The organism is Amycolatopsis thailandensis, from assembly GCF_002234405.1.
In the GTDB taxonomy this organism is placed as follows: Bacteria; Actinomycetota; Actinomycetes; order Mycobacteriales; family Pseudonocardiaceae; genus Amycolatopsis; species Amycolatopsis thailandensis.
In genome coordinates, this window is the sequence record NZ_NMQT01000116.1 from 1 (window position 1) to 12,746 (window position 12,746).

Genomic DNA, 12,746 nt, shown 5'->3' on the forward strand with positions numbered 1-12,746 from the left:
GCCTAGCGCAGTGAAGGGGGCCTTCACGTACTTGCCGGAGATCAGGCGGCGGCGGGTTCCGGGGTCCTGGTGAACAGGCCGACACCACCGTGCGACAGCCGCTGCGGGCCGTCCAGCTTGCCGTTGCGCAGCGCCCAGGACTCGAACAGCCAGGTGAACAGCGGCGGGATGCTGGAGAGCAGCGCGAGGATCAGGGTCTTCGGGCGCCAGCCGAGCGGCTTCGCCACGGACAGGGAGACCAGCACGTAGAGGACGAACACGACGCCGTGCACCATGCCGAGGACGGGAACGCCGCCTTCGCCGAGCTTGACGGCGTACTTGAGGAACATCCCGACCAGCAGCCCGGCCCACGAAAGGGCTTCGGCTACCGCGGCCACGCGGAATACTAGAGCGGCCTTGCTGGACACTTTCTCCTCCTGTGGGGTCTCACCACTACGTGTACATACATGACTACGTCCGACGAGCACTGTCCAAGGCGGACTCGCCAGGGACGTCAACAGCGCTGTCGGACGTGGTAATACCAGTGTGAGGCGTGACGGCCCTCACCGGAACACCGGGGGTCGTGATGCTGCTCACGACCCCCGGTGCGAACCGGTCTAAACCACTCGGATCACCCCGCGCAGGGCGATTTCGGCGCGCCATCCGGGCCGGTCGCCCAAGTGGCCTTCGTCTCATCGCCGGTGAGCCTGAAGTCCAATGTGGTCCCTCGTGTCAGCTGTTCCAGGCCGACGTAGGCCCGCTGCGAACCGGATCCCAGCCCTTGGACGTACTGCAGCTTCGACGCGTCGGCGCCGTCGGCCTTGATCGTGATGTCGCGGCCGTTCTCCAAGTGCACCACCGACTTCTCGAAGCGCGGCGCGTTGAGCAGGAACTGCCCGGTGCCCGGCACCGCCGGATACAACCCCAGCGCGCTGAAGACGTACCACGCGGACATGGTCCCGAGGTCGTCGTTACCGGTGACACCGTTGGGCGCGTTGGTGAACAACGTGTGCGCCGCGCGGACGACGGCCGAGGTCTTCCACGGCTGCCCGGTCAGCGTGTACATCCAGGGCGAGTGCAGATCCGGCTCGTTGTTCGGGTTGTAGCGGAACTGGTTGTAGTAGTTGTACGGCCCGACGACCCATTCCTCGCGCACGGTCTTAGCCGGGTCCTTGACCAGATCGGAGTAGGCGAAGAAGTCGTCGAGGCGTTTGCCCACGTTCTCCTTGCCGCCCATGCGCTCGACCAGACCGGGCACGTCCTGCTGGGTCAGCCACTGGTACTGCCACGACGTGCCTTCGTGGAACCCGTCCGGGCTCTGCGGGGTGTACGGCTTGCCCGCCGGGCTGAACCAGTCGCCACCGGTGACCTTGGGGCGGTAGAAACCGGTGAAGCCGCGGTCGGTCACCGACGAGTCCCACAGCGTCCGGTAGCTGCGTCCCTTGTCGGACAGGGCTTTCGCGTCGTCCTTCTTGCCGAGACCGGCGGCCATGATGGACAGTGAGCAGTCCGCGAGCGCGTATTCCAACGTGGCCGAAGCGCCATGGTTCGGGTCGGTGTCCTGCCCCTTCTTCGGGAAGTCCTTGTCGTACTGGACGAACCCGTCCTTCTGGTAGCTCGCGTTCCCCGAACGGCCCTGGAACGGCGAAGACGCGGGCGGGATCTCCCGCGAGTTCTGCAGAAGTGCCTGGTACGCCCTGAACTCCTGGCCGGACAGCGCGCCGAAACGCCACAGGTCGACCAGGAACGGGGTGACCGGGTCGCCGGTCATCGTGTTCGTCTCCTGGTTCGCGTACGCCCAGCGCGGCAGCCAGCCGCCCTGATCGTGGATGGCGAGCACGGATTTCGCGACGTCCTTGGCCCGTGACGGCCGCAGGAGGGCGAGCAGCTGGTTCTGCGTGCGATAGGTGTCCCACAACGAGAAGAACTCGTAGTACGTCCAGCCCAGCGCGCGGTGGATCTCGTCGTCGAACCCGCGGTAGCGGCCGTCGGCGTCGTTGCCGGTCAGCGGCTGCAGAAGCGCGTGATAGAGCGAGGTGTAGAACACCGTGCGGTCGTCCTTCGCCGCACCCTTGATGTCCACTGAGGACAGTTCCTTGCGCCAAGCCCGCTGGGCGCCGTCGCGGACCGCGTCGAACGAGCGGCTCTTCTCTGACGCCAGATTGAGCTTGGCGCCGAAAGCGTCGACGTGGGAGATCGCCGTCGTCGCGGTGACCTGCCCGCCGCCGAAGGTCAGCCAAGCACCCCGCAGGCCTTCACCGCCGGCGGACTCCTTCTTCCCCGGCGTGCCACCCGTCGGCGACCAGGTGCCGAAAGACTTGAACGGCTTGTCGAACGTCGTGGTGAACCAGGTCTTGTACGGTTTCCCGCCGCAGAAAGCCTGCGACTCGACCATTCCTTCGACAGTCCGGTCCCCGACGACGCGGATCTGGCTCGCCGTCACGGGTTCCTTGTCGTTGGCCTGGCCGACGTTGACGAACACGTTGGCGTCGCCGGACTTCGAGAAGGTGTAGCGCTCGACGCCGGTCCGCGTGGTCGCGGTGGTCTCCGCGTCGACGCCGCCGTAGCCGGTGAGCCGGACCTTGTAATAGCCCGGCTTCCCGACCTCGCCCTCGTGCGTGTACGGCGAGGCGTACTTCTTGTGGTCGAAGGTGTCCGGTTTCGTGGTGTCGAACGCCGCGCCGGGCCCGACCGCGCCGGTGGTGGGCAGGGACGACACGAGACCGCCCTGCTCCCAGCAACCCGCGCCGGACAGGAAGAAGTGCCCGAAGCCGCGGATCGCGGTGTCGTCGTAGCGGTATCCGGCGTAATGCGAGGAGATCGGGCTGACCTGCGTCATCCCGAAGGGCGCCGAGGCGCCGGGGAAGGTGTTGCCGTCGTCCTTGGTGCCGATGAAGGTGTTGACCGCGTCCACGGGGTCGCCACCGGGTGCCGCCGCCGCGACGGGCGTGAAAAGCCCGGCGGGGACGACAAGCGCGGTGAGCAACCCGGCGACGCGGGTCGAAGTGTGTGCAGGCATGGGAAAGGCCGCCTCCTGACAACGTTGTCGCTGCCTGCTCACCTTCGACAAGAACAGACCACCCGGTCAAGAGGTCCGTCAAACCCTGTCCGATTCCGGACAAGGACCACGCGAAAGGCGGAGCGGAGGCATCGGCCGTAACGGTTCAACCTCGGAAAGCGTCTCCAGGGCAAACCAGGCATTGACATCACCACTTCACTCGCGTTTCAATTCCCGCCACTATGACAACGTTGTCTTCCAGCGGACCGGACAACGTCCACCGCACCACCAGCCGACGGGCCACGATGAGCGACGTGGCCCGGCTCGCGGGCGTGAGCATCAAGACCGTCTCGCGGGTAGTGAACGACGAGCCCGCCGTCCATCCGGACACCGCGGAGCGCGTCATGGCGGCGATCGAGCAGCTCGGGTTCCGGCGCAACCTCGGCGCGCGGAACCTCCGGCGCGGCTCGACGACCGGGACGATCGGCCTGATCGTCGAAGACGTCGGAAACCCCTTCTATTCGGAGCTCAACCGTGCCGTCGAACGGATCGCGACCTCGTTCGGCCGCCAGGTGCTGACCGGTTCGTCGGAGGAGAACTCCGACCGCGAACGCGAACTGGTGCTGGAGTTCTGCTCCCGCCGCGTCGACGGGATCCTCGTCGTCCCGGCCGGGATGCAGCACGGGTACCTCGTCCCCGAGATGCGCGCCGGCACGCCGGTGGTGTTCCTCGACCGGCCCGCCGGCGACATCGTGGCCGACACGGTGCTGGTCGACAACATCGGCGGCACCGTCGAAGCGGTCGCCCAGCTGGTGAAACACGGGCACCGCCGGATCGCGTTCCTCGCCGACAGCCCGGACATCTTCACCGCGGGCGAACGCCTGCGCGGGTTCCGGGAAGGCTGCGTCCGCAACGGGATCCCGTACGACGAGAGCCTCGTCGTGATGCGGACCCCGACGGCCGAGAGCGTCGGCGACGCCGTGCGCCGGCTGCTCACCGGGCCGAACCCGGCCACCGCCGTCATCGCGGGCAACAACCGGGTCGCCGTGCACCTGCTGCGCGCGCTGGCGCACGCCGACCGGCGTCCCGCGATGATCAGCTTCGACGACTTCGAACTGGCGGATCTGCTGGATCCGCCGGTCTCCGTGATCGCGCACGACGTGAGCGCACTGGGCCGGGCGGCCGCGGAACTGCTGTTCGCCCGGGTCCAGGGAGATCAATCCGCACCGAGAAAGGTAGTTCTGCCCGTGCATCTCGTAGCCCGCGGTTCCGGGGAGGTCGCCCCTTCATGAGCGGTCACCTCGAACCGATCCGCCTGCCGGCGAACCAGCCGCCGCAGTTCTACCGCGGCGGCGACGCCATCGCCGCGCTGCGGGGCGCCACCTCCGAGTCCAAGTTCGGGCCCGAAGACTGGGTCGGCTCGGCCACCACGATGTTCGGCCAGGAGACCAACGGCCTGACCAAGCTCCCCAGCGGGGTCTGGCTGCGCGACGCCGTCCGCGAGAACCCTTCCGCGTGGCTCGGCGCCAAGCACGTCGAGGCACTCGGCGATTCGACCGGCCTCCTGGTGAAGCTGCTCGACGCGGGGCAGCGCCTGCCGGTGCACTTCCACCCGTCGGACTCGTTCGCCCGGCGGCATTTCGACTCGCACTTCGGCAAGACCGAGGCGTGGATCGTGGTCGGCACCTACGGCGACGACCCCCGCGTCTACCCGGGCTTCAAGGAGACCGTCGACAAAGCGACGGTCAACGAATGGGCCCGCAGCCAGGACGCGCCCGCCATGCTCGAAGCGCTGAACAGCGTCGCGGTCACCCCCGGCGACACGGTCTACATCCCCGCCGGGCTGCCGCACGCGATCGGCGAAGGCGTGTTCGTCGTCGAACTCCAGCAGCCGACCGACTTCTCGCTGACCCTGGAATGGCGTGACTTCCTGGCGAACCCGGAGAAGGCGCACCTCGGGATCGGCTTCGAAACCGCCATCGAAACGCTGGACACCTCGGGCTGGGACGAGGAACGCCTCGGCTCGATCGTGAAACGCACCGCGGGCGACACAGCGTCCACTGTGGACCTGCTCGCCGACGGCAGTGACGCGTTCTTCCGCGCGGATCAGCTCCGTCCCGCTGTTTCCGGCACGTCGACAACGTTGTCACTCGACCCGTCGTTCGCGGTGCTGGTCGTCATGGACGGTTCGGGCACGCTCCGGACCGAACACGGCGGCGAGTACGCGCTGCGCAAGGGCGAGACCTACGTGGTCCCGCACGACGCCGGTCAGGCAAGCGTGGAGGGCGACGTCACCGTCATCCGCTGCCGTCCGCCGGCCCCCGAGAAGAGGGAGCGATCGTGAGCGAACTCCTGCTCGACGCCCAGAACCTGGTGAAGCGGTACGGCTCGGTCGAGGCCCTGCGCGGCGCGTCCTTCCAGGCCCGCGCCGGTGAGGTCACCGCGCTGATCGGCGACAACGGCGCCGGGAAGTCCACCTTGGTCAAATGCCTGTCCGGCGCGGAGCAGCCGACGTCGGGCAAGATCCTGCTCGACGGCTCCGAGGCACACCTGGACTCCCCCACCACGGCCCGGAAGATGGGGATCGAAACGGTGTACCAGGACCTCGCGGTCGCGCCGGAACTGGACCCGGCCGCGAACCTGTTCCTCGGCAGGGAGATCCACCGCAAGGGGATCCTCGGCAAGCTGGGGATGCTGGACAAGAAGGAAATGCGGCGCCAGGCCGTGGACGAGTTCCAGCGGCTCGGCGTGACGCTGCAGAGCACCGACGTCCCGATCGGCTCGCTTTCGGGCGGGCAGCGGCAAAGCGTCGCGGTCGCCCGGTCGGTCGTCTGGGCTTCGAAGGTCGTGTTCATGGACGAGCCGACGGCCGCGCTCGGCGTCGTGCAGCGCGAACGCGTGCTCGACGTGATCAAGAAGGTGCGGGACAAGGGCATCGCCGTCGTGCTGATCAGCCACAACATGCCCGAGGTGCTGTCGGTGGCCGACCGCATCGAGGTGCTGCGGCTCGGCAAGCGCGTGGCCCGGTTCACCGGCGCCGACACGAAACTGGAAGACCTGGTCGCCGCGATGACGGGCGCCCTCGTACAAGAGGAGGCGGCGTGACCGTGTCCACTCCGACGAAGAAGGACCCCGAAATCCAGACCTCCGTGGACGGCGGTTTCGGCAAGCGGTCGATCGGGCAGCGGCTGATCGGGGCCAACACGTTCTGGATCGCGCTGGTACTGCTGGCGCTGATCATCGTGTTCACCGCGATCGCGCCCGCCGAGTTCGCGACGCTGTTCACCTTCCAGACGCTGCTCATCGAGACCTCGGTGCTGCTGGTGCTCTCGGTCGGCATGACGTTCGTGATCATCACCTCGGGCATCGACCTGTCGGTCGGTTCCGTGCTGATCTTCGCGGGCATGGTGGCGGGCAAGACGATGGAGGCGATGAGCCCGGGCGGCGACGCGACCAAGGCCGGCTGGGACGTCATCCTCGTCGGCCTGCTCGCCGCCGTCGTCGCCGGCACGATCTGGGGCCTGATCAACGGTTTCCTGATCGCGGTGGCGAACATCCCGCCGCTGATCGTCACGCTCGGCACGATGGGTGCCGCGCTCGGCGCCGCGTACTTGCTGAACAACGGGTCCGACGTGCGCAGCGTGCCGACCGAGCTCAACAAGACGCTCGGCTACGGGACGTCGTTCGGCGGGGTGCCGAACCTGGTGCTGGTGGCCGTGGTGATCACGCTGATCGGCGCGTGGCTGTTGCACACCACCAAATTCGGCCGCTACACCTACGCCGTCGGCTCCAACGCCGAGGGCGCGCGCCGGGCGGGCATCGGGGTGACAGCGCATCTGCTGAAGGTGTACACGCTCACCGGTTTCCTCGCCGGTGTCGCCGGTTTCCTCTCGCTGGCGTACTACGCGTCGACGACGATTTCGGCGCACACCACGGACAACCTCAACGCCATCGCCGCCACGGTGATGGGCGGCACGAGCCTCTTCGGCGGTGTCGGGTCGGTGCTGGGCACGGTCATCGGCGTGTTCATCCCGGCCGTGCTGAAGAAGGGCTTCAACATCACGCAGGTCCAGGACTTCTGGCAGATGATCGCGGTCGGCGCGGTGCTGATCGCCGCGGTCTGGTTCGACCAGCGGCGCCGTCGTCGCCGCAACTCCCGCTGATTCTCCCTACGCACAAAGAGGTGCTACTCCCATGAAGAAGACCCTGCTCGTCACCGGTGCCGCCGTTTCCGCGGCCCTCCTGCTGACCGCGTGCGGCGGTGGAACCGTCGGCGAGTCGTCGTCGGGCGACTCCGGCGCGAAGACCAACAACAAGAAGCTGTCGCTGATCCCGGGTGTGCAGGCCGAGCCGTTCTACATCTCGATGCAGTGCGGCGCCGAGGCCGAGGCCAAGAAGTCCGGCTACGAGATCACCACGCAGGCGCCGCAGAAGTTCGACGCGGCCATGCAGACCCAGCTGGTCAACGCGCTGGGCTCCAACCCGCCCGCCGCGCTGCTGATCGCACCGACCGACGCGCAGGCGATGCTCGCGCCGATCCAGCAGGTCAAGACCCGCGGCGCGAAGGTCATCGAGGTCGACACCGCGTTGAAGGACACCGGCGTCGCGGAGTCGTCGATCTCCTCGGACAACGCCGAGGGCGGCAAGCTCGCCGCGAAGACGATGTCGGAACTGGCCGCGGGCAAGACCGGTTCGGTGCTGGTGCTCGACACCATCGCGGGCACCTCGACCACGAACACCCGCGCGAAGGGTTTCGAGGACGAGCTGAAGAACTACCCGAACCTGAAGTCGGCGGGCGTGCAGTTCACCCAGAACGAGCCCGACCAGGCCGCGTCCAAGGTGACCGCCGCGCTGGCGTCCACCCCGGACCTGATCGGCATCTTCGCGACCAACCTCAACACCGGTGAGGGCGCCGCGACCGGCCTGCGGAACGCGGGCAAGATCGGCGCGGTCAACCTGATCGGCTTCGACGCGTCGCCGTCGGAGATCGAGGGCCTGAAGAAGGGCGAGTACCAGGGCCTCATCGCGCAGGACCCGGCCGCCATCGGGCAGCAGGGCGTGCAGCAGGCCATCGCGGCGCTGGAGGGCAAGCCGGTGACGCGCAACCTGACCGCTTCGCTGCACTCCATCACCAAGGCGAACATGGACGCGAACGCGCAGTACTTCTACAAGCAGAGCTGCTGACGCGCTTTCGGTTCACGTGCGCCAAGTGTCATGAGGGGTCCCCATGAGACAGATCTTGTCCCATGGGGACCCCTCATGACATCCGGGACCCCGCTCACTCGGCGAGTTCCACCACGCCAGCGGGAGCGAAGAGCGTCAGAGCCGCATAAAGCCGAGCGCCCCCACCAAGGTGCCCCAGCGCGTACGCGTACTCACCGTCCTCCAGCAGCGCTGAAGGCCCGGCACCCGACCACGAGAGCCGGTAGTGCCACCAGTGCATCCACCGCCCCACCCGGCGCTTCTCGCGCCAGACCCGCAGCCGCGTCACCTCGGTCCACCGGACCTCGAAGACACCCGGCACCGCGAAGCCCGAGGCCGACAGCGTCAGCACCGAGGCCGAACGCCGCAGGCCGAGCAGGATCAGCCCCGCGAAAGCCACGCTGAGCAGGCCGAACACCACCCCGTACGAAGACCTGGTCAGGGACACGACGACGGCCACCACGCCGCCCACGCCGAAGACCACGAAACCGACCACCGCGAGCCGACGCATCACGACGTCGAGGCGCAGCACCACCGCATCACCGGGGACCATGCCCGGAGCGTAACCGGCGAAACCACGCAGCGACGTTAGGATTCGATCCTCGACGTCGAGGAGGAGGCCGGATGACCACTCGCCTGCCCTGGCGTCCCGCGGCGACCGCGGATCCGGTGCCGGTGCTCGCCGCCGCCCAGCGCGTCTCCGACGATCTCATGGACGGCCTCGCCGGACCCCGCGCCCGCCACGCCACCCACGGCCTACGCCGGCTGTTCGGCGTCCCCGGCCTCGGGCTCACCGACCTTTCCGGCTCGCTCCTCTGGTCCGGTCGCCCGGCGGCCGACGACGTCGTGGCCTCGGCGCTCGACGAGGTCCTCCATTCCGAGACGCCGGTGTCCGAACCGGGACTGCTGGCGCTGCCGCTGCACGTCCACGACGAACTGGCCGGGGTCCTCCTGGTCACCGAAGGGACGAACGCCGTCGCGAGACAGGCCGCCGAACTCGTCGTCCACGCGCTCGAACGCGGTCGGCTGGAAGCGTCCGCCGAGCAGGCGGCGGAGGCGGAACTGCGCGCGCTGCGGGCCGAGATCTCCCCGCATTTCGTCTACAACGCGCTCACCGTGATCTCGTCGCTGGTCCGCTCCGATCCGGACCGCGCCCGTGACCTGATGCTCGACTTCGCCGAGTACACCCGCTACAGCCTCGCCCGGCACGGCGAGTACACGATGGTCGCCGAGGAGTTCCGCGCCGTCGAGACCTACTTGGCGTTGCAGCGCGCGGTGCTCGGCGAACGACTCCGGGTGCAGGTGCGCGTCGCGCCGGAGGTGCTGGCCGTCGCGGTGCCGTATCTCGTGCTGGAACCGTTGGTGGAGAACGCGATCCGGCACGGCATCGAACCGCGTGCGGAGGCCGGGTTCATCCAGGTCCAGGGAATGGCGGAAGGGAACGACTGCGTGATCAGCGTCGAGGACGACGGTCTCGGCATGGACCCCGCTCGTGCGGCGGCGATCCTGGCCGGGCGCGGCGACGACGGCGGCGTCGGATTGGCCAATGTGGACAGACGACTGCGCAGCGTCTACGGGCCCTGGTACGGCCTGACGGTCGAAACCGAGACCGGCGCGGGCACCAGGGTCGTGGTGCGCGTGCCCCGATTCCAGCCGGGGGTGCTGCCGTGACGAACGGGTTGCGGGTGCTGGCGGTCGACGACGTCCCGCCCGCCCTCGACGAGCTGTGCAGCCTGTTGCGCGAGGCACCGGAAGTCGCCGAGGCCGTCGCGGCCGGTGACGCGCTCACCGCGCTCAAGATGTTGCAGGGCAGCCATTTCGACGCCGTCTTCCTCGACATCTCCATGCCAGGTCTCGACGGGCTCGAACTCGCGTCGCTGCTGGCGCGGCTCAGCGAGCCACCGGTGATCGTGTTCGTCACCGCGCACGACGGGCACGCCGTCGCCGCGTACGGCATCGGCGCCGTCGACTACCTGCTCAAACCGGTCCGCGCGGAACGACTGTCCGCGGCACTGTCCAAAGTGGTCCGGATGGCGGGCAACCAGCCCGACGAGCCGAAGCCCGCGCCCGACGCGATGTCCGCGCTGCCGGTAGAATCCGGCGGGCGCACGCGGTACGTCCGGCGCGACGACGTCCAGTTCGTCGAGGCGCACGGCGACTACGTCCGGCTGCACACGAAATCCGGCGTCCACGTCACGCGGATGCCCATCTCCCGGCTCGAAGAGTATTGGGAGGGAACGGGATTCACCCGCGTGCACCGGGGTTTCCTGCTGGCCGTGGACGCGGTGCTCGAACTGCGCAGCGACACCACCGGCGGCCTGCTCGCGCACACCGAGGCGGGCGACGTCCCGGTGAGCCGCCGTCACGCGCGCGACCTGCGCGACCGGTTGCTCGCCGCCGCGCAGCGCGGTGAGCTGGGCCGGGGGAATCGCGCGTGAGCCGCGTCAAACGGGTCGCCGTCACCAGCCCGCAGACCCGGCTTGCGCATTCGCGGCGCCGGGCGCGCGGCCGCTGGCGGGTCCCCCGGCTGGCGGCGGGCGACGCCGAACGCGCGGACCGGCTCTATCGCGCCCAGCGCCGCCGCGGGCTCCCCGCGCTGGCCGGGATGTTCGGGCTGGTGTTCGGCCTGCCGCTGGTGTTCGGGCTGTTCCCCGGGCTGGATTCGTTACGGCTGCTGGGAATCCCGCTGTCCTGGCTGATGATCGCGATCCTCCCGTACCCGGCCATGGCGCTGCTTTCGTGGTGGCAGTTGCGCCGGGCGGAAAAGATCGAGGACGACTGATGGTCGCGGCCTTCGCGGTGGCCCCGGTCGTGCTGGTCACTCTCTTGATCGGGTTGCGCGGCGTCGCCGCCATGCGCACGACGTCGGACTTCCTCGTCGCCTCGCGCCGGATCTCGCCACTGGTCAACTCCGCCGCGGTCTCCGGCGAGTACCTGTCCGCGGCGTCGTTCCTCGGCGTCGCGGGGCTGGTGGTGAAGGACGGCATCGGCGCGCTCTGGTACCCGGTCGGGTTCACCGCCGGGTACATCGCGATGCTGGTGCTCGTCGCGGCGCCGATGCGGCGTTCCGGCGCGCTCACCGTGCCCGACTTCGCCGAAGCCCGGCTCGCCTCCCCCGCGCTGCGCCGGCTCGCCGCGTTCGTCGTCCTCGTGATCGGAACCCTTTACCTGGTACCGCAATTCCGCACCGCGGGGCTCGTGCTGACCGCCGTGGGCGGGACGCCGTACTGGGTCGGCGTCGTCATCGCGGGCACCGCCGTCAGCGCGACACTGGCACTCGGCGGGATGCGCGCGGCGACCTACGTCCAGGCGTTCCAGTTCGTGCTGAAACTGCTGCTGTTCCTCGTTCCCGCGATCTGGCTGGTCTCCCAGGTCTCCCCGGAGGAACGAGCGGCGTCGGTGCGTCCGGTGGAGTTCACCCACTTCGCCCGCGACACGAACCTGTCCTTCGAGATCGACGTGACACTGACCCTGCGCGAGCCGACCACCCTGCTCACCCCGGAAAAGCATGTCGTGCCGCCGGGAGAGCTGGTGGCCAGGAGCGGCGAGACATTGGAATTCGCCGCGGGCACACCGGTTCCCGCCGTCCGGGGCGGTGCCCCGCTGGGCGGGCCGGACTGGCAGCGCCCGCTGCTCGACCTCGGCGACCACGGCTATCCGCTGCTGGGCACCTGGGCGATCCTGATCGCGACCATGCTCGGCACCATGGGCCTACCGCACGTCCTGATGCGCTTCCACACCAGCCCGGACGGCCGCGCCGCCCGCCGGACGGCGGCGATCACCGTCGCCCTGCTCGGCGTTTTCTACCTGTTCCCCGGGGTTTACGGCGTCCTCGGCCGGGTGCTGGTGCCGGAACTGTACGTCTCCGGCGCGACGGACACCGTCGTCGTCGCGCTGCCGGCGCAGGTCGACGACGGCTGGGCGGGGTCGCTGTTCACCGGATTGCTGACGGCGGGCGCGTTCGCCGCGTTCCTGGCGACGTCGCTCGGGCTGCTGCTGGTGATCTCCGGCGCGATCGCGCACGACCTGGCTCCCGGCGGCCTGCGGAGACTGCGCTGGTCGGTGCTCGGGGCCGCGGCGGTGATGGTCCTGCTCGCGCTGCCGTCGGCCAGATTGGACGCGGGCGTCCTCGTCACCTGGGGCTTCACCGTGGCCGCGTCGACGTTCTGCCCGTTGCTGGTGCTCGGCATCTGGTGGAACCGGCTCACCGCGGCGGGCGCGATCAGCGGTGTCCTCACCGGACTCGTCGCGTCTTCGGGCTCGATCCTCGTCGCACTGTTCGTCCCCGGACTGAGTGGCCTGCCCGCGATCCTGGTGTCGCAGCCCGCGCCATGGTCGGTACCACTGGCATTCGGCGTAATGATCGTGGTTTCCTGGCGGGGCAGGCCACCGGCCTGGTCGACGGCCGCCATGCTGCGGCTGCATCTGGACGATCGCACGGCCGAGACCCCTTCGTCGTGGTCCGACCACCGTTCGTCGACCGTTCGTCGTCTCGGCAGGCGTTTGAACCGCTGAAGGTTCCGGTCGCCATTCCCCCTCCTTAACGTGTCGCGGAACACATTCGCGG

12 protein-coding genes are annotated in these 12,746 nt (G+C 68.9%); 9 read left to right on the plus strand and 3 right to left on the minus strand.

Translation table 11 applies throughout. The annotated features are described in order from the left end of the window. Positions 1–41 precede the first annotated feature (41 nt). Positions 42–407, minus strand: coding sequence for a DUF3817 domain-containing protein (locus CFP71_RS30890; RefSeq protein WP_093937485.1), 366 nt, complete (start codon positions 405–407; stop codon positions 42–44). Positions 408–610: 203 nt separating this feature from the next. Then, positions 611–2,998, minus strand: coding sequence for a GH92 family glycosyl hydrolase (locus CFP71_RS30895; protein ID WP_093937486.1), 2,388 nt, complete (start codon positions 2,996–2,998; stop codon positions 611–613). A 284-nt stretch (positions 2,999–3,282) separates the two neighbouring features. On the opposite strand from CFP71_RS30895, the gene CFP71_RS30900 reads away from it, so the two are divergent. From CFP71_RS30900 to CFP71_RS30920, 5 genes are read left to right on the plus strand one after another with little or no spacing between them, the layout of a single operon-like run. Beyond that, positions 3,283–4,269 carry a LacI family DNA-binding transcriptional regulator gene (locus CFP71_RS30900; RefSeq protein ID WP_039919926.1) on the plus strand — a complete coding sequence of 329 codons (987 nt, stop codon included), beginning with the start codon at positions 3,283–3,285 and terminating at the stop codon, positions 4,267–4,269. After that, a complete protein-coding gene (locus CFP71_RS30905) occupies positions 4,266–5,321 on the plus strand; it encodes a class I mannose-6-phosphate isomerase (RefSeq protein ID WP_093937487.1) in 1,056 nt (351 codons plus the stop codon). Before CFP71_RS30900 ends, CFP71_RS30905 begins: the two co-directional genes overlap by 4 nt. Next, complete coding sequence (locus CFP71_RS30910; RefSeq protein WP_093937488.1) at positions 5,318–6,082, plus strand: ATP-binding cassette domain-containing protein; 765 nt, start codon at positions 5,318–5,320, stop codon at positions 6,080–6,082. Before CFP71_RS30905 ends, CFP71_RS30910 begins: the two co-directional genes overlap by 4 nt. Beyond that, entirely contained in the window at positions 6,079–7,140 is a 1,062-nt protein-coding gene (locus CFP71_RS30915) for an ABC transporter permease (protein ID WP_005167811.1), read from the plus strand. Before CFP71_RS30910 ends, CFP71_RS30915 begins: the two co-directional genes overlap by 4 nt. A gap of 31 nt (positions 7,141–7,171) precedes the next feature. Next, on the plus strand, positions 7,172–8,161 hold the full coding sequence (locus CFP71_RS30920; protein ID WP_093937489.1) for an ABC transporter substrate-binding protein: 990 nt from the start codon (positions 7,172–7,174) through the stop codon (positions 8,159–8,161). A 94-nt stretch (positions 8,162–8,255) separates the two neighbouring features. Here CFP71_RS30920 and CFP71_RS30925 read toward each other — a convergent pair whose 3' ends face one another. Then, a complete protein-coding gene (locus CFP71_RS30925) occupies positions 8,256–8,732 on the minus strand; it encodes a hypothetical protein (RefSeq protein WP_244199906.1) in 477 nt (158 codons plus the stop codon). Positions 8,733–8,803: 71 nt separating this feature from the next. On the opposite strand from CFP71_RS30925, the gene CFP71_RS30930 reads away from it, so the two are divergent. From CFP71_RS30930 to CFP71_RS30945, 4 genes are read left to right on the plus strand one after another with little or no spacing between them, the layout of a single operon-like run. Further along, complete coding sequence (locus CFP71_RS30930; RefSeq protein WP_167406337.1) at positions 8,804–9,850, plus strand: sensor histidine kinase; 1,047 nt, start codon at positions 8,804–8,806, stop codon at positions 9,848–9,850. Then, positions 9,847–10,617 (plus strand): LytR/AlgR family response regulator transcription factor, encoded by a 771-nt coding sequence (locus CFP71_RS30935; RefSeq protein WP_093937490.1) that lies wholly within the window; start codon positions 9,847–9,849, stop codon positions 10,615–10,617. The genes CFP71_RS30930 and CFP71_RS30935 overlap by 4 nt, the downstream gene beginning before the upstream one ends. Further along, a complete protein-coding gene (locus tag CFP71_RS30940) occupies positions 10,614–10,961 on the plus strand; it encodes a hypothetical protein (RefSeq protein ID WP_093937491.1) in 348 nt (115 codons plus the stop codon). The genes CFP71_RS30935 and CFP71_RS30940 overlap by 4 nt, the downstream gene beginning before the upstream one ends. Continuing rightward, entirely contained in the window at positions 10,961–12,694 is a 1,734-nt protein-coding gene (locus CFP71_RS30945) for a sodium/solute symporter (RefSeq protein ID WP_093937492.1), read from the plus strand. The genes CFP71_RS30940 and CFP71_RS30945 overlap by 1 nt, the downstream gene beginning before the upstream one ends. The last annotated feature ends 52 nt before the right edge of the window (positions 12,695–12,746 follow it).